Genomic DNA, 20,756 nt, shown 5'->3' with positions numbered 1-20,756 from the left:
CCCGCCTCTTCGCCCGGCGGAGCCGGGTTACCTGGTCAGGACCGAGAGGTCCTGGGCGGCCCGCGGGACGGCGACCGTGGAGTGGTCGTCCGACAGGGGCTGGACGGTGAACATCGCGATGCCCTCGTCCGGGAGGGACAGGGTGCGCGCCGCGTGGACCGGGCCGCCCGAGAGGGTCTCGACGGTGAGCGCGTAGGAGCCCTTGCCGCCGGCCGGGGCCAGGGCCAGCGTCTGCGTGGTGCCGGCCTTGACCGTGACCTCCTGGGAGGCCGGCTCGCCGCCGCCGGTGCCCGGCGAGGCCGTCACCTTGACCTTCGCGTCCGCGCCCGGGGCGGTCAGCGACAGCACGGTCGCGTTCTCGTCGGGCCGGTTGTCGGCCACGGTCGCCCGGGTGCCGACCGGCCCGGCGGCCGGGACGAAGCCGAGCTCCTGCTTGGCGCCGCTGCCGCGGACCACCCGTACCGCCGCGACGACCGGGGCGGCCTTCTTGGCGTCGGCCGGGCCCAGCAGCAGCGAACCGGCCTCGCCGCGGGTCACGTCCTTGAGGTCCACGACGGCCGTCATGCCGGCCTTGACGTGCAGCTGTTCGCTGCCCGCCGGGCTGATCGCACCGCCCGGCGCGGCTAGGCGCACCTTCAGGTCCGCGTCCTCCTCGCCGGGCACGAAGGCGACGAGCCGTACGGAGGCGGCGTCCGCCGGGATGCCCGGCAGCACCAGCGAGCCCGCCGGGTCGGTGGAGGCCGGCAGCCAGTCGGCGCCCACGCCCTCCTCGGCGACCTGCACCGAGGCGCCCACCCGGCCCGCACGGGTCGTCACGTGGGCGGTGGCGTCGGCGAGCTGGATGCCCGGGACGAGGGAGGAGAGCAGGACCGTCTTGGTGGACTTGGGGTCGACCCGGATGCTCTCGCCGGCGCCGCCCTCGGGCTTGGCCAGTCCGTCCGGACCGAAGAGCTTGATGTCGACGATGGCGGCGGCGTCGTCGGGGTTGGTGAGGTGGACGTAGTCCTCGCGGCCCTTGGCCGTGCTCACCGCGGGGAACCAGAAGTCGGTTCCGGGCGCGGTGCAGCCGACGCCGAGCACGCCGCGGGCCCGGCCGACCGAGACCTTGGTGGTCAGCTGCGCCGTCCAGCCGGGGGCGAGGACCCCGTCGGCGCTGCCCGTGAGGGCGGGCGCGTCGGCTCCGCTGGCGGTGGCCCCGACGGGCTTGCCCGGTTCCTTGGGCTCCAGCACCGGCTTGGCGTCCTTGGTGGCGCCGAGCAGCCGGGCCGAGCCCTTGCCCTCTCCGGCGGGGGCGCCGGGGGTGAAGGCCGTGTACGTGGTCTCCGCGATGTCCGAGGAGCTGGGCCCCGGGCACACCAGCAGGGACCGCTCCACCGGCATCCGGGCCGCGGCCGCCGCTTTGCCGTCGGCCGTACTGCTGTCGGCGGCGGGGGCGGTGAGGGCGGCGAGTCCGGTGAGGGCGGCCAGCGCCGCGGTCACGGCGGCCAGCGTCAGGGGTGCGCGCTGCTTCACTGCTGGGGGCTCCCGTCAGGACGCGGGTCGTGCGGTGCGTGGGGATCGTGCGGTGCGTGGGGGTCGTACTGGTCGTACTGCTCGTACGGGTACTGCTGCGGGTACGGCGCCTCGTAGGCCTGCTGCCCCTGCTGTCCCTGCTGGTCGTACGCCGCCGGGTACTGCTCGTACGGGAGCGGCTGCTGGGGCTGCGGCTCGTACGCGTAGCCGCCCTGGTCGCCGTAGGCCTGGTAGGCGTACGTCTCCTCCCCGTACACCGGCTGCGCCGGGATCTGCGCGTACGGATCGGCGACCGCGGCCGTCTCCACCGGTACGGGGGCGGGCTCGGCCTCGGCGCGCAGCCGGCGGGCGCGGCGGCCCTCGCCGGCCTCGCCGGGGCCGGGCTGGGACGGGAACGCGGCCTCTTCCTCGGGCAGGTCGTCGTCGAGCTGGGCGCGGCGGCCCGGCAGGGCCATCACCAGGAGGACCAGGGCGAGGAGGCCCTGCGCCCAGTACCAGGCGGTCTGCGGCAGGGAGTCCTCGTGGACGAGGTCGAGGCGGCCGCCGGCGGCGGGCAGTTCGAAGCCCTGCGCCCAGCCGTCGAGGGTCTTCGCCTTGAGGGGCTTGCCGTCGAGGGTGGCCTGCCAGCCGGCGTCGGCCCGGTCGGCGATGCGCAGCACGCGTCCCGCCTCGCCGTCGGGGATCTTGCCGTGGGCCTCGACGGGTCCGGCGGCGACCGGGATCGGCGCCTCGCCCTGCTTGCCGGAGACGATGACGGCGCGGGGCAGCCAGGGCTCGACGCCCCACAGGGCGGTGCCGTCCTGCTGGTGACGCCGGCTCAGGCCCGGGGTGGCGTCGAGGACGCGGCGGATCTCTTCGGGCCCGCCGGGGCGGAACATGACGAAGCGGATGGCGTAGGCGCTGAGCTGGCTGGACTGGTCGGCGCCCGAGCCCGCGACCAGGTTGGAGACGACCTTGTCGAGGCGGGGGTCGCCGCCGGTCCGGGCGGTGATCTCGGCGTCGCCGAGGCGGCCGCCGGAGCCGCGGACGAGGCTGTAGGAGACGGTGGCGGGCTCGTCCAGATCGAGGATCAGGGTGCGGGTCTGGTTGTCGTCGCCGCCCGCGTCGGCGACGAAGGCCGGGACCTGTACCGGGTCGCGGCGCTCCAGCGCGCCGTCGGCGCCGGCGATCATCCAGGTGGCCGCGGCGACCAGCGGGCCCGCGGCGGCGGCGAGGGCGATGAGTGCGGCCAGCGGCTGGCGCCAGCCGAAGCTGCGGGCGGCGACCCGCTCCTTGGCTCCGTCGGCGCCGAGCGCGGCGGCCGCGAGGAGGGCGAGTCCGTAGACGAGGGTGGCGGGGCCGGCCCAGGCGGTCCGGTTGGCGAGGACGGCGAGGAGCAGCGCGGCGAGGGCGGCGGCCCAGGCGGTGCGGACGGCGAACTGCCGGTCGGTGCGCAGCAGGGCGGCCAGGGCGGCGAGGACGATGCCGACGAGCAGCAGGCCGGCGCCGGTTCCGGGGCCGCCGGGGCGGATGGCGAGCAGGTCCAGGGCGCGCGCGGAGCCGGCTCCGTAGGGCAGTCCGGCTTCCTGGAGGAGGCGGCCGGGGTGCGTGAGCAGGCCGATCGACCAGGGGGCGAGCACGAGCAGCGGGACGGCGAGGGTGGCGAGCAGCCGGGGGCCGTACGCCTTCCAGTGTGCGCGGCGCAGGACGAGCGCGGCGGTGCCGAGGACGGCGGCGAGCGGCCAGACCACGGGGGTGAAGGCGGTGGTCAGGGTCAGCAGGAGCGTGTACGTCCACACCGCGCGCCAGCTGCCCCGCTTGTCGGCGGTTCCCCCGCCCCCGCCGAGGGCGAAGGCGGCGACGGCGGAGCGGGCGATGAGCGGCAGTACGACGGCGAGGACGGCGGTGCCGAGGCGGCCGCCGGCGAGGGCTCCGGTGACGGCGGGGAGGAAGGCGTAGGCGACGGCGGCCCAGGCGCGCAGCAGCCGGGACTCGACGAGCGGCCGGGAGGCGAAGTAGGCGGTGAGGCCGGCGAGCGGGACGGATCCGACGAGCAGCAGGGTCAGGGCGGCCTGGGTGGAGCCGAACAGGAGGGTGGCGAGGGCGCCGAGGACGGCCAGGTAGGGGGGCGCGGAGGCGGTGGAGCCGGTGCCGACGGGCTGCCAGCCGTCGGTGTAGGCGCGCCAGAGGTCGAAGCCGCTGTCGGGGGCGGGCAGCAGGGCGCCGCCCATGAGGGAACCGCCGCCGATCAGGCCGCGGCAGGCGGCGAGGGAGACGAGCAGGAGGAGGCCGAAGAGGACCGGCGCGGGGTTGCGGGCGATCCGCCGGAGGCGGGCGAAGCGTTCCTCGGCCACCGCGTAGTCGCCGTCTTCGCCGGGGGCGGTGAGGATGCTGCCTCCGCCGTGCCGGCCGGCGGGGGCGACGTCGGTGTCGCGGTCGCCGCCGAAGTAGCCGGCGAGCTGTTCCGCGTTGGCCCGCAGGGAGGCTCCCGGCGGGGGGAAGAGCGGGCGCAGGTCGGCGGCGGGGACGGCGGGGCGGCGGCGGGCCTTGCGGGCGGCGAGGAGCCGGCCGGGGCGCAGCAGGGTGGCGAGGAGGCCGGTGATCTCGTCGACGGCCTGGCCGGGTGCCTTGCCGATGAGGTAGGCGAGGGTGCGCAGGACGGTGCCGAGGAGGACGCGCAGCAGCACGTAGGGCAGGGCGCGGCCGGAGCTGTTGGCGAGGATGGTGTAGACGGCGCCGGCCTTGTCGACGCGGTGCGGGCTTGCCGTGGTGCGGGCGGCGCAGTCGACGGTGCGGCGTTCGCGGGCGGAGGCCTCGGCGTGGCGCAGTACGGCGTCGGGGGCGACGAGGACGGTGTGGCCGGCGCTCTGGGCGCGCCAGCACAGGTCGACGTCGTCGCGCATCAGGGGCAGGCGCCGGTCGAAGCCGCCGAGGTCGTCGTAGACGTCGCGGCGGACCAGCATGCCGGCGGTGGAGACGGACAGGACGGGGCGGACCTGGTCGTGCTGGCCCTGGTCCTGTTCGCGTCGGTCGAGTCCGGTCCAGCGGCGCCCGCTGCGGGCGATGGTGACGCCGGCTTCGAGGAGCTGCTTCTTGTCGTACCAGCCGCGCAGTTTGGGGCCGATGACGGCGGCGTCGGGGTTCTCCTCGGCGACGCGGAGCAGTTCGGTGAGGGCGTCGGGTTCGGGGGCGCTGTCGTCGTGCAGGAGCCAGAGCCACTGGACGGGTTCGCCGTGGGGGAGTTCGGGGAGGTCGTACGTGTCGTCGCGCCAAGTGCGGCTGACGGGGTCCCAACCGCTGGGGCGCTTGAGGTACGGGAGGTCCTCGGGGGTCAGGGTGCCCGCGCTCCGGGCGGATTCGTCCACGGCCGTGCCGAATCCGGTGCGGCGGGCGAGGTGCAGGACCCGGTCGTCGCCGAGGGCCTCGGTGAGCAGCCGCGCGGATTCGTCGGCGCTGCCGGTGTCGGCGGCGATGTGGTTCTGCGCGGGGCGTTCCTGGCCGAGGAGGCCGGCGAGTGTCCGGGGCAGCCAGCGGGCGCCGTCATGGGCGACGAGGACCGCGGTGACGACGTGCCGGGGGAACTCGGGTGTGGCGGGGGCCTGGTGGGAGGCCGCCGACTGGCTGTGCAGGGACATCGCGCTACTGGCCCTCCGGCCTGGGGGTCCCTCCGGACGGGGCCGGGGGGAGGGTCCGGGGGTGGTGTGCCCTCGGAGGCTGCTGGACAGCGCCCCACCCTAACGGCTGGCAACACAACGGTCCGCCTCCTGCGGGGAAGGTGCAGGAGGCGGACCGTTCGGCGTGCTGTGCGTGGTGTCTTTCGTTCGTTCGATATGTCGTGCGTTGTGCGGTGGGTGCCGGGCCGGTGGCGCCTCGGCCGTTTCAGACCGCTGCCTTTTTCAGGCGGCGGCGCTCGCGCTCGGACAGACCGCCCCAGATGCCGAATCGCTCGTCGTTGGCGAGGGCGTACTCAAGGCATTCGGAGCGGACTTCGCAGGCGAGGCAGACCTTCTTGGCCTCGCGGGTCGAGCCGCCCTTCTCGGGGAAGAAGGACTCGGGGTCGGTCTGGGCGCACAGAGCGCGCTCCTGCCATCCGAGCTCCTCGTCCGCCTCCTCGACCAGCAGTTCCTGAAACAGCTCGGTCATGTGCGCCCCTCGCTCTGTCTGTGCGTCCCCGTGGTGATGCCGTTACTGATCGCTACGTAACGACACGAGTGAAATTACAAGTGCGTGGCTCCGGAGCAGTCAAGCCGGGATCTGCTATTGGGCCTCTTATTCACTCTGCGGAACCAAGCGTATGCAGAAAGTGTTCATATCGCCAAAAATCGTGACACATGCATCAGGCGTCGCGAGACTGCCCCCTTCACCCGTTATCCACGTGCCACCCATGGGCGGGGTTGCGATCCGGTCGGAGAAGCGGCGCAGATCACATTCCGGTTACGAGGTGGCGGGTTCTGGTTTGAGCCCTGGCACAGCGCCACATCCCCTGACGCGGAGTGCACAAACCTTTCTCCGGGCACAGCAACCGGATGAGGTGAAACTTTTAGCCCAAACCGGACATTGGGTTGACAGTCCGACCCTCCACCCGTTCTCCTTGTTCGCATGTCAGCGCCCGCAGCCGCCACCCGGACCCCCATTCGTGGGTTCCTGTGCGCTGCCCAGGTTCGCTGTTGCTGTTGCAGCTGTTGATGCCCCCGGAGCCCCGGCTCCCGTGAGCTCCGGCCCGCCCCCACAGCAACCGCCCGCACGACTGACATCCGTCGAGGTAACCCCCACGATGAACAGCACGCACAGCGCCACCCCCACCGCAGCCCCCGCCTCCTCCGCCGCTCCCGCGCCCGTCGCGGCCGCCGCGCCGGTCGAGAGCGACCTGCAGATCGCCGGCGACATCCTCGCCGTCCAGCACCTCCTCCAGCCCGCCCGGGAACACCCGGCCACCGTCGCCGAGTTCGTCGGCCTCGCCCGCTCCATCGCCGAGGACCGCGCCTCCTGGGAGCACCTCGTCCAGTACGACGCCACCACCCGCTGGTACCACCGGCTGCGCACCGGCCCCGGCTACGAGGTCTGGCTGCTCAGCTGGGTCCCCGGCCAGGGCAGCGGCCCGCACGACCACGGCGCCTCCTCCGGTGTCCTGACCGTCCTCGATGGCGAGCTCACCGAGCACACGTCACGCGGTCGGCTCACCCACCGCCCCGGATCCCAGCGCGTCCTCGCCCCCGGCTTCGCGCACGAGGTCGTCAACGACACCCTCGACGGCGCGGTCAGCCTGCACGTGTACTTCCCCGGCCTGACCGAGATGCCCATGCACAGCTGCTCCCCGGCCGAATCCGAGTCCGTCCCCGCCTGACCCGCCCGGCGGCCCCGCTGACGGTCCCGCCCTCCCCCAGCCACCGCTGGGAGGTGCCCCCACCGACCACCGCCCCTCAGCGACCGCCTCCGGCTGACAGACTGTCCGCATGCGCATTGTTGTTCTGGCCGGCGGTATAGGCGGCGCCCGGTTCCTTCGCGGACTCAAGTCGGCGGTGCCCGACGCGGACATCACGGTCATCGGCAACACCGGTGACGACATCCACCTGTTCGGGCTCAAGGTGTGCCCCGACCTCGACACGGTGATGTACACCCTCGGCGGTGGCATCAACGAGGACCAGGGCTGGGGCCGCACCGACGAGTCCTTCACCGTCAAGGAGGAACTCGCGGCGTACGGGGTCGGACCCACCTGGTTCGGCCTCGGCGACCGCGACTTCGCCACCCACATCGTCCGTACGCAGATGCTCGGCGCGGGCTACCCGCTGAGCGCGGTCACCGAGGCCCTCTGCGACCGCTGGCAGCCCGGGGTGCGGCTGCTGCCCATGTCCGACGACCGGGTCGAGACCCACGTCGCGATCACCGAGGCGGGCACCGGGGAGCGCCGCGTCATCCACTTCCAGGAGTACTGGGTCCGGCTGCGCGCCGCGGTGGACGCGGAGGCCGTCGTACCCGTGGGCGCCGAACAGGCCAAGCCCGCCCCGGGCGTGCTGGAGGCCATCGCCGCCGCCGACGTGATCCTCTTCCCGCCGTCGAACCCCGTGGTCTCGGTCGGGACGATCCTCTCCGTGCCCGGCATCCGGGAAGCGGTGGCCGCCGCCGGGGCGCCCGTGATCGGCCTCTCCCCCATCGTCGGGGGCGCGCCCGTGCGCGGGATGGCCGACAAGGTGCTGGCCGCGGTCGGCGTCGAGGCCACGGCCTCGGCCGTGGCCCTGCACTACGGGACCGGGCTGCTCGACGGCTGGCTGGTGGACACCGCCGACGCGGACGCCGTCGCCGAGGTGGAGGCCGCCGGGATCACCTGCCGCGCGGTGCCGCTGTTGATGACCGACCTGGAGGCCACCGCCGAGATGGCGCGGGCCGCGCTGGAACTGGCGGAGGCCTCCCGGTGACGGAGCCGACCACAGGGCACGCTCCCTCGTACGAGGTGCGGGCCGTCGGCGGGATGCCGGAGGTCGGGCCCGGCGACGACCTCGCGAAGCTGATCACGACGGCCGCCCCCGATCTGCGCGACGGGGACGTCCTGCTCGTCACCTCGAAGATCGTCTCCAAGGCGGAGGGCCGGATCGTGGAGGCGGACTCGCGCGAGGAGGCCATAGACGCCGAGACCGTACGGGTGGTCGCGCGCCGGGGCCCCCTGCGCATCGTCGAGAACCGGCAGGGCCTGGTGATGGCCGCCGCCGGGGTGGACGCCTCCAACACCACCCCCGGCACGGTGCTGCTGCTGCCCGAGGACCCCGACGCCTCGGCCGCCGCGATCCGCGCCGGGGTGCGCGACATCCTCTCCGTGGACGTGGGCGTGGTCGTCACCGACACCTTCGGGCGGCCGTGGCGCACCGGGCTCACCGACGTGGCCATCGGCTCGGCCGGAGTACGGGTCCTGGACGACCTGCGCGGGGGCACGGACACGCACGGCAATCCGCTCAGCGCGACGGTGGTGGCGACCGCGGACGAACTGGCCGCCGCCGGCGACCTGGTCAAGGGCAAGGCGGCCGGGCTGCCCGTGGCCGTCGTGCGCGGCCTGGACCACGTACTCGGCGAGGGCTCCACGGCGCGGGACCTCGTACGCACCCCCGCCGACGACATGTTCCGGCTGGGCACCTCGGAGGCGGTACGGGAAGCCGTCACGCAGCGCCGTACCGTACGGGCCTTCACGGCGGAGCCGGTGGACCCCGGCGCGGTACGGCGGGCGGTGGCGGCGGCCGTGACGGCCCCGGCCCCGCACCACACGACGCCGTGGCGGTTCGTGCTGCTGGAGTCCGAGGCCTCGCGGACGGAGCTGCTCGACGCGATGCGGGACGCGTGGATCGCGGACCTGCGGGCGGACGGCAAGTCCGAGGAGTCCGTGGCCAAGCGGGTGCGGCGCGGGGACGTGCTGCGGAACGCCCCCTACCTGGTCGTGCCGTGCCTGGTGACGGACGGCGCGCACCACTACGGGCACGCGCGGCGGGACGCGGCCGAGCGGGAGATGTTCGTGGTCGCCATGGGCGCGGGCGTACAGAACCTGCTGGTCGCGCTGGCCGGGGAGCGGCTGGGGTCGGCGTGGGTGTCCTCGACGATGTTCTGCCGGGACGTGGTGCGGGAGGTGCTGGGGCTGCCGCAGGACTGGGACCCGATGGGGGCGGTGGCGGTGGGTCACCCGGCCGCGGCGCCGGCCGGGCGGGCGGTCCGGTCGGCGGAGGACTTCATCCGGGTGCGGTAGGCCTCCGGGTCAGAGGGCCGCGAGGTCAGAGCCGGCCGATGTCGCCGCGCGGCATGCGGGGCGTGCGGCGGGGCGGGGTGTGGCCCGCGAGGAGGATGAGCCGGGCGGCGCGGTGGCGCTGCCCGGCGTACGGGGCGAGGAGCTCCAGCATGGCGGCGTCGTCGGTGTCGCGGTCGCCGACGAGGGCGTAGCCGATGATGCCGGGGAGGTGCAGGTCGCCGGTGGTGACGGCGTCGGGGTCGCCGTTGCTGCGCTGGAGGGTTTCGGCGGAGGTCCACGGGCCGATGCCGGGGACGGCCTCCAGCCGTCGCGCGGCCTCGGCCGGGCCCAGGGCGACGGCCTCCTCCAGGCGGTTCGCCACGCGGGCGGCCCGGACGATGGTGGCGGAGCGCTTCGCGTCGACCCCGGCCCTGTGCCAGTCCCAGGACGGGATCATGGCCCAGGTGCGGGCGTCGGGCACGACGTACAGGTCCTGCGGCCCGGGCGCGGGCTCGCCGTACTGCCGGACGAGGCGGCGCCAGGAGCGGTAGGCCTCGTCGGCGGTGACCTTCTGCTCCAGGATCGTGGGGACCAGGGACTCCAGGACCATGCCGGTACGGGTGAGGCGCAGGCCGGGGCGTCGGCGGTGGCTGGCGTGCACGAGGCGGTGGCGGGGGACGAAGACGGCCGGGTCGTCGGCGGCGCCGAGGAGCACGGGGAGCTGTTCGAGGAACCAGTCGGCGCCGGGGCCCCAGGCCTCGGCGTGCACCTGCTCGCCCGCGCGGGCCGCGCGGAGGGTGGCCGGGCCCTGCGGGGTGCGGGCGGTGCGCCAGACCGAGCCGTCGGGGGTGGTGCGGAAGGTGGGGTCGGCGGGGCCGCGTCTGAGGGGGCCGAGGGTGAGGCCGAGGTCGAGGGGACCTTCGGGGGTCCACAGTCGTTCCTTGACGCCGGCGCCGGCGGTGGCGGTGGTTCCCCGGCCCGGGGGTACGTCGGTGCGTCCGCCGCGCACGGCGGTACGGGTGAGCGGATCGAATCGGCCGGCCATGCGTCGAGCCTAGCCCCGCCACCCGACCTCCCGGGGCTCCGCCCCGAACCCCCTACGGCGCTCCGCGCCCGCGCCTCAAACGCCGGCGGGGCTGTATTCCAGCCCCGCCGGCGTTTGAGGCGCGGGCGTCTGGTGGCGGAGCCCCCCGGGGCCGAGGACCGGGGACGGGGCCGCGCGTATCGAACCTGCGGGCCGCCGGAGGCTAAGGGCGGCCTTGGAGTTTCGCCGAGTTCGTGCGCGTCGTCGGGAGTTTGCCGTACAGCCTCTTGCCCGGGCATTCCGTCGCGAAGCCGTCGCGGTGGCCCGAGATGATGTTCATCGAAACGTTCCTGCCCTTGGGGTAGCGGTTGCCGCCGCCCGACGTCAGGGTCGTCTTCGCGCGCGGGTCGCGGCCGAAGAGGCCGAGCTTCCAGGCCGTGAGGCGGGCGACCGAGTCGACCGCCACCGCCGGGGGCGCCGCTGAGGTGTAGGTGCCGAGCACCACGACGCCCATGCTGTTCGTGTTGAAGCCCATGGTGTGGGCGCCGAGCACCGCCTTGGAGACGCCGCCCGCGCGGCCCTCGTAGACCGTGCCGCACTTGTCGACGGCGAAGTTGTAGCCGAGGTCGCGCCAGCCGCTGCTGATCACGTGGTAGCGGTACAGGCTGCGCAGCACCGCCGGGGCGTCCTTGCAGGCGTAGTTGTTGCCGGAGGCGCTGTGGTGGACGAAGGCCGCCTTCACCGTGCTCGTGTAGACGAAGGCCTTCTCGCGCAGGGACTCGTTGGCGCCCCACCCCTTGCGGGTGACGATCCGCGGGCGCGGGCCGATGAACGGGGCGGCCGCCGCGGTCAGTTCGCCGTCACTCGCGAAGACGGCGTCGGCGGTGGAGTCGGCCTTGTTCAGCTCGGTGATCTCGTCGGCGCCGAGCGCGGCGTGCGGCAGGTTCGCGGCGGAGGACTCGGCCATCTCCATCGTCAGGCCGGGGGCGACCACCTCGCCCTTGTCGTCGCCGACCGGGCCGCCGTTCTTGCCGTCCGCGGCCCTGACGGGCACGTCCGCGCCGGGGTCGACGAGTTCGATCCGCATGCCCGAGGGCAGCCGGAATCCCGGGCGGGTGGCCGGTGCGTCGCCGGGTTCCGCCTGGACGCGGACCTCGACGCCGTCGGACTCGCCGACCCACAGCGGGGCGGTGGCGCCGCGGACGCGGCCGGACGTGCGTTCCGCCGCGCCGGGGTCGGCCGCGTGCTCGCTGTTGTGGATCTCGACGTCCTGCCAGTCGGACCAGGTGGCGGTCCGGGCGGAGCGGGTGCGGACCTGGACCCGGCCGTGGAGCTCGGTAGCGGCGTCGTCCCAGACGACGCCGACCAGCGAGAACGTCTTGACCTCGCGGGCGGCCAGGCCCTGCGTCTCGGCTCCGCGGGGCGAGGCGCTCATGCCGGGGACACCGGGGATGCGGTTCGCCGCGGGTCCCAGGGGGACGAGCGGCAGCGACTGGGTGGACCCGCCTGGGGTCACGGGAGCGACCGCGCCCGTACCAGGAGCGGCCAGGGCCGGAGTAGGGAGCGCGAGGGGCAGGGCGAGTGCGGCGGCCGTCGCGACGCCGATCGAGGAAGCAAGGAATCCACGCATGAAAAGGATGGTGAACACCCGCACGGCCCGGCGCCATCCGAGAACTGACGGTGCGTCCGGTGACGGGCCGTGTACCCCTCCCCCGTACGGTGGAGCCGACGGCCCCGTACGGGGGACGTGCCCGCGTACCCTGTGCCGGGTGAACGCCACTGACCGCACCCCTGCCGACCTGCTGCGATCCGCGCTCGCCGCCGATCCGGGCCGCCCGCTCGTCACCTTCTACGACGACGCCACCGGCGAGCGCGTCGAATTGTCCGTCGCGACCTTCGCCAATTGGGTGGCCAAGACCGCCAATCTGCTCCAGGGCGACCTGGGCGCCGAGCCCGGTGACCGGCTCGCGCTGCTGCTCCCGGCGCACTGGCAGAGCGCCGTCTGGCTGCTCGCCTGTGCCTCGGTCGGGGTCGTGGCCGAGATCGGGGGCGATCCGGCCGGTGCGGACCTCGTCGTCAGCGGGCCGGACACGCTGGAGCAGGGTCTGGCGTGCGGCGGCGAGCGGGTGGCGCTCGCGCTGCGGCCGCTGGGCGGGCGCTTCCCGCAGGCGCCGCCGGCCGGGTACGCGGACTACGCGGTGGAGGTGCCGGGCCAGGGCGACCGCTTCGCCCCCTTCGTGCCGGTGGACGCCGAGGGCCCCGGGCTGGTCGTCGGCGGGGAGGAGCTCTCGTACGCGGAGCTCACCAGCCGTGCCCGCGAGGACGCGGCGAAGCTCGGCCTGGGCGCGGACGCGCGGGTGCTGACCGGGCTCGGCTACGACACCTGGGACGGGCTCTCGGCCGGGCTCTACGCCGCGCTGGCCTCGGGCGGGTCCGTGGTGCTGTGCCGGAACCTGGACCGGCTGTCCGCGGAGGCGCTGGCCCAGCGGGTCGAGAGCGAGCGCGTCACCCACACCGTCTAGGCTCCGGCGCCGGCGCCCGTCACCCACACTGCTCAACTGCGACAACGGGCGATTTGTCACCCGAATGGCTCTAGACACGACCCCGCCCCCAGGCTGCCCCGGCGGCCCGGGGGCAGGATCGGCAGTGGCCGCACTCACCCGTACGGCCGGGCCTGAGGTCGTAGCGGCGAGGGGACGGACGCCAGTGACGGGCAGCGCAGGCATACCGGGCGCCACCGATGCGGCCGGGGGCGCCGGACGGCCCCCGCGGAACCGCAGGCGCCGGCTGCTGCGCTGGATCGGCCTCGGGCTGGCCTTCCTGGTCCTGGCGGGGGCGGCCACCGGCTGGTGGCTCTACAACAAGCTCGACGGGAACATCACCGAGGACACCTCGGTGGCGGCCGAGCTGGGCCGCTACGAGCGCGACCGCCCGGCGCACCTCGCCACCGGCTCCCAGAACATCCTGCTGATCGGCTCGGACTCGCGCTCCGGCAAGGACAACGCCCCGTACGGGCAGGACGAGGGCACCCAGCGCTCGGACACCACGATCCTGCTGCACCTGCCGCAGGACCGCAGGAGCGCGACCGCGGTGTCGATACCGCGGGACCTGATGACGGAGATCCCGCCCTGCCTGAAGGCGGACGGGAGCCGCACCGGCGATCGGTTCGCGCAGTTCAACTGGGCGTTCCAGTGGGGCGGGGCCGCCTGCACGATCCGTACCGTCGAGAAGCTCACCGGCATTCGGATCGACCACCACATGGTGATCGACTTCGGGGGGTTCAAGAAGATGGTCGACGCCATCGGCGGGGTGGAGATCTGCCTCAAGGAGCCGGTGGACGACTCCGAGGCCAAGCTGAAGCTGGCCGCCGGACGGCAGACCCTCCAGGGCGAGCAGGCGCTCGGCTTCGTCCGCGCCCGGTACAGCCTGGGCAACGGGAGCGACACCGAACGGATGGAGCGCCAGCAGCAGTTCCTCGGCTCGCTCGTCAAGAAGGTGAAGAGCAACGGGGTTCTGCTCAATCCGGGGCGGCTGTATCCGCTGCTGGACGCGGCGACCTCCTCGGTGACCACGGACCCCGGGCTGGCCTCGCTGCGCGACCTGTACGAACTCGTGCGGGGCATACGGGACATACCGACCGGCCAGGTGCAGTTCCTGACCGTGCCCCGCCGGCCCTACTCCGCCGACCCGAACCGGGACGAGCTGGCGGAGCCCGACGCGGCGCGGCTGTTCGAGCAGCTGCGGAGCGACCAGCCGGTGACGGTCGCCCCGCCGGAGCCCGTGACCACTCCCACCCCCAGCCCCTCGCTCCCGCCCGCTTCCACCCCCACAAACGCGCCCACGAACGCGCCCACGGATGCGCCGGCGGACACACCCGCGGACGGCACCGAACCGGCCACGACCCCCGGGGTGACAACGGCCACGCCCCCCGGGGGAACCGCGACACCCCCCGGTCCCGTCCCCACCTTTACCGGCACCACGGCGGAGAACGCCGACTGCCGGTAAAGCAATCCCAAAAGCCGGTGACCGAACCGAGTGGGATGGGCGGTTCGCCCCGTTATAAGGGGAGTGGAATTTGTCACCAGCATGGTTTGCGGCCGAACAGGGCGGATAGGGTGAGCGATCCGGTGCCCGGCCGGACCAGAGACAGGGCACCAGCAGCCGGATCGTTGACCGGGCGCCTGGGGGAGGCGCGTCGCGAGGCACCGACGGAGGATTCGAGCAACCGTGGATGCGCAAAGCCGTGGACGGGCGGACGAGATCGACCCCGCCGACCAGTGGGTGCTCAATCCCCGCACCGGCAGCTACGAACTGCAACTGGGCGACTCCGCTGCGCAGCAGCGGCCCAAGGTCGCCGCACCGCGCAGATCGGCGTCGGCCCCTGCCGCCCCCACCGCCCCCTCCCCCGGTGTACCGAAGCCGCGCCGCGGCGACGGCCCGCCCGGCGGGCGCCGCGGCGGCCGCTCCCGCAAGGGCGGCGGTGGCGGCGGACGCCGTAAGAAGGCGCTGCTGATCACCAGCGGGACGCTGGCGTTCCTGCTGGTCGGCGGCGCCGCGGCGGCGTACCTCTACTACGACCACCTGAACGGCAACCTCAGCGTCACCGACGTCGCGGGCGCGGGCACCGGCGGCTTCAAGAAGGACCAGGCCATCAACATCCTGGTCATCGGCACCGACAAGCGCACCGGCGCGGGCAACGAGGACTACGGGGACAAGGACAGCGTCGGCCACGCCGACACCACGATCCTGTTCCACGTCTCGAAGGACCGGACGAACGCGACCGCGCTGTCCATCCCCCGCGACCTGATCACCAACATCCCGGCCTGCCCGACGAAGCAGCCGGACGGTTCGACGAAGACGATCGCGCCCACCAAGAGCACCCGCTTCAACACCAGCCTGGGCCAGGAGGGCCGCGACGCGGGCTGCACCATGCGCACGGTCAAGGAACTCACCGGGATCGAGGTCGACCACTTCATGATGGCCGACTTCAACGCCGTCAAGACGCTGAGCACGGCGGTCGGCGGAGTGCCGGTGTGCCTGGCCAAGGCCGTGAACGACGAGGAGGGCTCCCACCTCAAGCTGGGCCCCGGCGAACACCGGCTGGAGGGCGAGCAGGCCCTCGCCTTCGTCCGCACCCGGCACGGCTTCGGCAACAACAGCGACCTCGACCGGATCAGGATCCAGCAGCAGTTCCTGGGTTCGATGATGCGTGAGATGAAGTCCAAGGAGACGCTGACCAGCCCCAAGAAGTTCCTGTCCCTCGCGGAGGCGGCCACCAAGTCGCTGGCCGTGGACTCGGGGATCGGATCCATCGCCAAACTCACCGACCTGGCAGGTGAGTTGAAGAACATCGACACGAAGAACGTCACCTTCACCACCCTGCCCGTGAAGGACAATCCGGCCGAACCGGAGGGCAACAAGGCGACCGTCGTCGTCGAGAAGTCCCTGGCCGACCCGCTGCTGCAGATGATCCGGGGGGACGTCTCGCTCACGGAGGTCGAGAAGAAGGAGCAGGCCGCGAAGGAGGCGGCCGACGCCGACGCGAAGGCCAAGCAGGACGCGCTGCTCCAGGGCAACCGGGCGCCCGCGGGCGACGTACGGGTGAGCGTCTACAACGGCGGCGGGCCGAAGGGCGCCGCCTCCACGACGCTGAACTGGCTCCAGAACACCAAGGGCATGTCCAAGGCGAGCAACCAGGGCAACGCCCCGGCGAAGGCCGGTGCCACGCAGCTGGAGTACGCGCCCAACCAGGCCGACCAGGCTCGGGCGCTGGCGGACGCCCTGGGACTGCCCGTCACCGCGCTGAAGATGGGGACGGCGGACGCGGCGGCGAAGGCCCCGATGAAGCTGACGCTGGGTCCGGACTTCACCGAGCCGGGAGCCCCGCTGTCGGCGGCCCCTGCCGTGCCGGAGCTGTCCGACGACGTCCAGCAGGCCCAGGCCGACAAGGCGGTCTGCGCCAAATAGCGGGACGCAGCCGGTCGTACCGGCACACCACGACCAAGAAGGATCTTGAGGGGGGACGCGTGAGGCACAGCAGCGTGCGGGGGGAGGGGGCGACCGCCCAGGCCACCGGGGAGATATCCGGCGGCGGGGCGGACGCGCCCGGCGTGGTGCCCGCACCGCGGGGCGGCTCCAGGGCTGCCCGGCGTGCGGCCGCCGGCCAGCGCCCCAGCAGGCGGGGGCGGCGGCGCGTGCTGCGCTGGGTGTCCTCCGTCCTGTCCCTGCTCATACTCGGGACGGCAGCGGCCGGATACCTGTACTACCGCCATCTGAACGGCAGCATCCACACGGACGCGCTGAACCTCGGCGAGACCAAACTGGGCGGCTCCAAGCCCAACGCCTTCGGGCAGACCCCGCTGAACATCCTGCTCATCGGCTCCGACGCGCGCAACGACGCGGAGAACCAGGCTCTGGGCGGGGCCACGGACACCTTCGACGGCCCGCCCCTCGCGGACGTGCAGATGCTCCTGCACCTGTCCGCCGACCGCAGCAACATGTCCGTGGTCTCGATGCCGCGCGACACGATGCTGATGATGCCCAAGTGCACCGAGCCGAACGGCAAGGTGCACCCCGCCAGCAAGGGGCTCGTCCAGACCAACGAGTCCCTGCAGCGCGGCGGACCGGGCTGCACCGTCGCCGCGTGGACCGAGCTGACCAAGATCCCCATCGATCACTTCATGATGATCGACTTCAAGGGCGTGGTGTCCATGGCGGACGCCATCGGCGGCGTCCCGGTCTGCGTCGAGCAGAACGTGCACTCCCGCACCCGCGACGGCAAGGGCTCGGGCCTGAAGCTGCCGAAGGGCGAGAACATCATCCAGGGCGAGGTGGCCCTGCAGTGGCTGCGCACCCGCTACGGCTTCGAGGACGGCACCGACATCGGGCGCACCCACGCCCAGCACCAGTACATGAACTCGATGGCCCGCGAGTTCCGCAAGAACGCCAAGCTCACCAACCCGGTGAAGCTCAACAGCCTGGCGCAGGCGGCGATCCAGGCCATGGTCGTGGACACCGGCCTGAACAAGATCGACAAGCTGTACGACCTCAGCATGGAGCTCAAGAAGGTTCCGCCGGGGCGGATCACCATGACCACCATGCCCTGGGTCTACAGCACGAAGCCCGGTCTGGACGGACGCGTCGAGCCCATGGCGGGCGAGGCCGAGGACCTGTTCCGGATGGTCCGCGAGGACATCGCGCTGGACGGCAAGGGCTCCGGAGCCCCGACGGACGGCGCCTCCCCCTCGCCCGGCGCGAGCGGTGCCCCGTCCTCCCCGGCCCAGCAGCCGACCACCGCCCCGACCACCGCCCCCGCCTCCGCGCCGGCGAAGATCGTGCTCAGCGTCCGCAACGCCACCGCCGGCAAGGACGGCGCCCAGGCCAGGGTCAAGAACCGGGCGAACGACGTGGCCGCGGTGCTCGCCGGCAAGGGCTTCACCAAGGCCGGCGCCGACACCCAGACCGGGGCCGAGGACACCACGGTGGTCCGCTTCGCCACTGACGGCCAGGCGGCCGACGCTGCCGCCGTGGCCACCGCGCTCGGTCTGCCGGCCGCCTCGGTCCAGAAGTCCGACGAGGTCTCCGGGATCGTCCTGTTCGTCGGCAAGGACTGGCGGACCGGGGACGCTCCGACCCCGCCGCCGCCCGCCCCGACCGTGGCCCCGACGTCCGCGCACGCGCTCAACGGCGACAACGACAAGGCCTGCATGCCGATCCAGCCGGGCTTCACCTGGTAGCGGGTCCCCGGACTCCCCTGAGCAGACGGAAGGGGCCCGGCGCGGACGCTGTTCACACAGCCTCCGCGCCGGGCCCCTTCGTACGTCCGGACGCGCGGGTCAGACCTGCGAGGAGTCCCGGTGCACGGCCGGGCGGCGGCTCGCGATGAGCTTGTTCGCCAGGGCCTGCGGGCTGGTCAGGAAGCCGAAGCCCCAGCACAGGTGCATGGTCGCGAGGGCCACGGGGATCTGTGCCCGGGCCTTCAGCGGCAGCCCCTTGCCGGCCGGTACGGAGCCCACGGCGATCGCCGCGAGGTAGCCGGCCGGGACGGCGAAGCCCAGGGGGGTGACCGTCACGCCCACGACCACGCCCGCGGCGAGCGCGCAGACGAGGGTCGGCGGGGCCAGGTAGCGCAGGTTGATGGAGCCCGAGTGGTAACGGGCCACCACGTGCCGCCAGCGCCCGTAGTCCTTGTACTGCTTGGCCAGGGCCTTGACCGAGCGCCGGGGGCGGTACTGGACCTTCAGCTCCGGCGAGAACCAGATCAGGCCGCCGGCTTCGCGGATGCGGAAGTTCAGCTCCCAGTCCTGGGCGCGGATGAACTCCTCGTTGTATCCGCCCTGCTGTTCCAGCGCCTCGCGGCGGAAGACACCGAGGTAGACGGTCTCGGCCGGTCCCGCCTGGCCGCCGGTGTGGAAGGGCGCGTTGCCGACGCCGATCTTCGAGGTCATCGCGGCGGCGACGGCCTCTTCCCAGGCGTTCTCGCCTTCGGCGTGCATGATCCCGCCGACGTTCTGCGCACCGGTCTCGTCCAGGAGGCGGACGGCGGTCGCGATGTAGTTCGGCGAGAGCATGCCGTGGCCGTCGACGCGTACCACGATCGGGTGACGCGAGGCCTTGATGGCGGCGTTGAGCGCCGCCGGGGTCCGGCCGGTGGGATTCGGGACGGTGTGGACTCGGGGATCCTCGGCGACGAGTTCGGCGGCGATCTCGTCGGTGCGGTCCGTGGACGGCCCGAGTGCGATCACCACCTCCATCTCGCCCGCATACTCCTGTTCCAGGATGTGGCGGACGGAATCGCGGAGGTAGTGCTCCTCATTGAGCACCGGCATGATCACCGAGACTGCGGGCTGCTGGGCGGGCATGTGGTCCTTCACGGTCGGGTATCGGTGTCACGTTACCGCGTACGGGGGAACCAGGTGCGCGCCGAGTGATCGGTAAGGACAACGGCTGATCGTATGGGCCTACTGTTCTGACGAATCAGCTGGATCCGACTCGACTCCCGACCGTTCTCCCTGCTGCTCCCGCGGAGGTGTCCACCGTGCCCCAGCCGCACCGCCCCACCCGTCCCGCCGGGCCGTCCCAGCCGCAGCGCGCACGGCGCGGCGGTGGCGGCGGCCCGGCCCGGCGCCGGGGCGAGCGCCCCCGGTGGGGGGTGCGGCTCGCGGCCGGGCTCTCGGTGGTGGTGCTGGGCTCCGGGGCCGTCGGGCACGCCGTGATGACCGGCCTGGACACCGGGATCGAGCGGGTGGACCCGTTCAAGGACATGAAGAACCGCCCGCAGGCCGGACACGGCCTCAACTTCCTCCTGGTGGGCACCGACGGCCGGGAGAAGATCAGCCCGGAGGAGAAGCGCGAGTACCGCCTGGGCGGGGTGCCCTGCCACTGCACGGACACGATCATGCTGGTGCACCTGTCGGCCGACAAGGAGCGGGCCAGCGTGGTCAGCCTGCCCCGCGACAGCTACGCCGAGGTGCCCGCGCACCGGGACCTGGTCACCGGCAAGGCGCACCGGGCCCACCCCCTGAAGCTGAACGCGGCGTACGCGGAGGGCGGCCCCAACCTGACCGTGCGGACCGTCGAGAACATGACCCGGGTGAAGATCGACCACTACCTGGAGGTCGACTTCACCAGCTTCATGAAGACGGTCGACGCGATGGGCGGCGTGGACGTCTGCACGGCCAAGACCATGCGCGACCCGAACACCGGCCTCGACCTGCTGCCCGGCACCCACCGCCTCACCGGCGGCCAGGCCCTGCAGTACGTGCGCTCGCGCCATGTCGACAGTGCCTCCGATCTCGGCCGGATGCAGCGTCAGCAACGGTTCATCGCCGCCCTGATCAAGCAGGCCACCGGCGGCGGGGTGCTGCTGAACCCGGTCAAGTTCAAGGAGGTCAGCTCCACCCTGCTCGGCTCGGTGCGCGCCGACAAGGACTTCGGCTCGGAGCAGATGCTGGCGCTCGGACAGGCGATGCGGGACTTCACCCCGTCCTCGTCGGAGTTCGCCTCGGTGCCCGTCGGCGACCCCTCGTTCCGCCTCAAGGGCATCGGCTCCACCGTGAAGTGGGACGAGCCGAAGGCGGCCAAGCTGTTCGAGGCCCTGCGGGAGGACCGGCCGCTGGCGCCGCCGCGGCCCGGGAAGACCGGCGCCGGCCGGCCCGCGGCGGTCCCGGTGGACGTGCCCCCGCAGCAGGTCCGGATCCAGGTGGAGAACGGGACGCGCATCGACGGGCTGGGCGGGCGGGTCGACGCGGCGCTGCGCGCCACCGGCTTCGACACCACCCGGGCCCCGGGCAACGGCGCCAGCCGCGACGTCAGGCGCACGGTGATCACGTACGACCCGCGCTGGGACCGCTCCGCCCGGTCGGTGGCGACCGCCCTGCCGGGCAGCGAACTGCGGGCGGTGGCGGGCCAGGGCCGCACGGTGCTGGTCGTCGCCGGCTCGGACTACCGCAAAGTGGTGCCGGTCCGCGCGGAGGACCCGTACCAGGGCGCCTTCGGGGTGGTCACCGGTGACGAGGTGGTCTGCGGGAAGTAGCCGGG

General features: G+C 73.3%; 14 protein-coding genes. 8 read left to right on the top strand and 6 right to left on the bottom strand.

What is annotated here, in order from left to right; genetic code table 11:
- Positions 1–27: 27 nt before the first annotated feature.
- The 3 genes from RIU97_RS24925 to RIU97_RS24915 form a co-directional block, all read right to left on the bottom strand.
- The gene (locus RIU97_RS24925) at positions 28–1,512 is read right to left on the bottom strand and encodes a DUF5719 family protein (protein WP_404959796.1); all 1,485 of its coding nucleotides are present in this window, start codon (positions 1,510–1,512) and stop codon (positions 28–30) included.
- Positions 1,509–5,126 carry a glycosyltransferase gene (locus RIU97_RS24920; protein WP_404959795.1) on the bottom strand — a complete coding sequence of 1,206 codons (3,618 nt, stop codon included), beginning with the start codon at positions 5,124–5,126 and terminating at the stop codon, positions 1,509–1,511. Before RIU97_RS24920 ends, RIU97_RS24925 begins: the two co-directional genes overlap by 4 nt.
- A gap of 244 nt (positions 5,127–5,370) precedes the next feature.
- A complete protein-coding gene (locus RIU97_RS24915; RefSeq protein ID WP_003983763.1) occupies positions 5,371–5,634 on the bottom strand; it encodes a WhiB family transcriptional regulator in 264 nt (87 codons plus the stop codon).
- A gap of 631 nt (positions 5,635–6,265) precedes the next feature.
- Between RIU97_RS24915 and RIU97_RS24910 the strand changes: the two genes are divergently transcribed.
- The 3 genes from RIU97_RS24910 (at position 6,266) to RIU97_RS24900 (ending at position 9,214) form a co-directional block, all read left to right on the top strand.
- A complete protein-coding gene (locus RIU97_RS24910; protein ID WP_404959794.1) occupies positions 6,266–6,835 on the top strand; it encodes a cysteine dioxygenase in 570 nt (189 codons plus the stop codon).
- 109 nt (positions 6,836–6,944) lie between these two features.
- Positions 6,945–7,904: a 2-phospho-L-lactate transferase gene (gene cofD / locus RIU97_RS24905; RefSeq protein WP_404959793.1), complete on the top strand. Its 960-nt coding sequence runs from the start codon at positions 6,945–6,947 to the stop codon at positions 7,902–7,904.
- A gap of 53 nt (positions 7,905–7,957) precedes the next feature.
- Positions 7,958–9,214 carry a coenzyme F420-0:L-glutamate ligase gene (locus RIU97_RS24900; protein WP_404962927.1) on the top strand — a complete coding sequence of 419 codons (1,257 nt, stop codon included), beginning with the start codon at positions 7,958–7,960 and terminating at the stop codon, positions 9,212–9,214.
- A 25-nt stretch (positions 9,215–9,239) separates the two neighbouring features.
- On the opposite strand, the gene RIU97_RS24895 is transcribed toward RIU97_RS24900, so the two are convergent.
- The gene (locus RIU97_RS24895) at positions 9,240–10,238 is read right to left on the bottom strand and encodes a DNA-3-methyladenine glycosylase family protein (RefSeq protein ID WP_404959792.1); all 999 of its coding nucleotides are present in this window, start codon (positions 10,236–10,238) and stop codon (positions 9,240–9,242) included.
- 202 nt (positions 10,239–10,440) lie between these two features.
- On the bottom strand, positions 10,441–11,847 hold the full coding sequence (locus RIU97_RS24890; RefSeq protein ID WP_404959791.1) for a peptidoglycan recognition protein: 1,407 nt from the start codon (positions 11,845–11,847) through the stop codon (positions 10,441–10,443).
- A 139-nt stretch (positions 11,848–11,986) separates the two neighbouring features.
- On the opposite strand from RIU97_RS24890, the gene RIU97_RS24885 reads away from it, so the two are divergent.
- The 4 genes from RIU97_RS24885 to RIU97_RS24870 all read left to right on the top strand — a co-directional run bounded on the left by RIU97_RS24885 (position 11,987) and on the right by RIU97_RS24870 (position 17,953).
- A complete protein-coding gene (locus RIU97_RS24885; RefSeq protein ID WP_404959790.1) occupies positions 11,987–12,739 on the top strand; it encodes a TIGR03089 family protein in 753 nt (250 codons plus the stop codon).
- A gap of 184 nt (positions 12,740–12,923) precedes the next feature.
- Positions 12,924–14,222 (top strand): LCP family protein, encoded by a 1,299-nt coding sequence (locus RIU97_RS24880; protein WP_404959788.1) that lies wholly within the window; start codon positions 12,924–12,926, stop codon positions 14,220–14,222.
- Between the two features lie 222 nt (positions 14,223–14,444).
- Positions 14,445–16,184: an LCP family protein gene (locus RIU97_RS24875; protein ID WP_404959786.1), complete on the top strand. Its 1,740-nt coding sequence runs from the start codon at positions 14,445–14,447 to the stop codon at positions 16,182–16,184.
- A gap of 59 nt (positions 16,185–16,243) precedes the next feature.
- Positions 16,244–17,953: an LCP family protein gene (locus tag RIU97_RS24870; RefSeq protein WP_404959785.1), complete on the top strand. Its 1,710-nt coding sequence runs from the start codon at positions 16,244–16,246 to the stop codon at positions 17,951–17,953.
- A 99-nt stretch (positions 17,954–18,052) separates the two neighbouring features.
- On the opposite strand, the gene RIU97_RS24865 is transcribed toward RIU97_RS24870, so the two are convergent.
- Positions 18,053–19,078 carry a glycosyltransferase family 2 protein gene (locus RIU97_RS24865; protein ID WP_404959784.1) on the bottom strand — a complete coding sequence of 342 codons (1,026 nt, stop codon included), beginning with the start codon at positions 19,076–19,078 and terminating at the stop codon, positions 18,053–18,055.
- A gap of 290 nt (positions 19,079–19,368) precedes the next feature.
- Here RIU97_RS24865 and RIU97_RS24860 point away from each other — a divergent pair, with 290 nt between their 5' ends.
- The gene (locus RIU97_RS24860) at positions 19,369–20,751 is read left to right on the top strand and encodes an LCP family protein (protein WP_404962926.1); all 1,383 of its coding nucleotides are present in this window, start codon (positions 19,369–19,371) and stop codon (positions 20,749–20,751) included.
- Positions 20,752–20,756 lie beyond the last annotated feature (5 nt).

This window comes from Streptomyces sp. 147326, assembly GCF_045000215.1.
Classification (GTDB): Bacteria; Actinomycetota; Actinomycetes; order Streptomycetales; family Streptomycetaceae; genus Streptomyces.
Note: the sequence above shows the minus strand (reverse complement) of the source record. Positions and strands in the feature narration are given on the sequence as shown.

Excerpts from the sequence above, each read along its gene's own strand:
- RIU97_RS24915 (WP_003983763.1), bottom strand. The coding sequence starts at position 5,634 with ATGACCGAGCTGTTTCAGGAACTGCTGGTCGAGGAGGCGGACGAGGAG.
- RIU97_RS24895 (WP_404959792.1), bottom strand. The coding sequence starts at position 10,238 with ATGGCCGGCCGATTCGATCCGCTCACCCGTACCGCCGTGCGCGGCGGA.
- RIU97_RS24865 (WP_404959784.1), bottom strand. The coding sequence starts at position 19,078 with ATGCCCGCCCAGCAGCCCGCAGTCTCGGTGATCATGCCGGTGCTCAAT.
- cofD (WP_404959793.1), top strand. The coding sequence starts at position 6,945 with ATGCGCATTGTTGTTCTGGCCGGCGGTATAGGCGGCGCCCGGTTCCTT.
- RIU97_RS24900 (WP_404962927.1), top strand. The coding sequence starts at position 7,958 with ATGCCGGAGGTCGGGCCCGGCGACGACCTCGCGAAGCTGATCACGACG.
- RIU97_RS24910 (WP_404959794.1), top strand. The coding sequence starts at position 6,266 with ATGAACAGCACGCACAGCGCCACCCCCACCGCAGCCCCCGCCTCCTCC.
- RIU97_RS24920 (WP_404959795.1), bottom strand. The coding sequence starts at position 5,126 with ATGTCCCTGCACAGCCAGTCGGCGGCCTCCCACCAGGCCCCCGCCACA.
- RIU97_RS24890 (WP_404959791.1), bottom strand. The coding sequence starts at position 11,847 with ATGCGTGGATTCCTTGCTTCCTCGATCGGCGTCGCGACGGCCGCCGCA.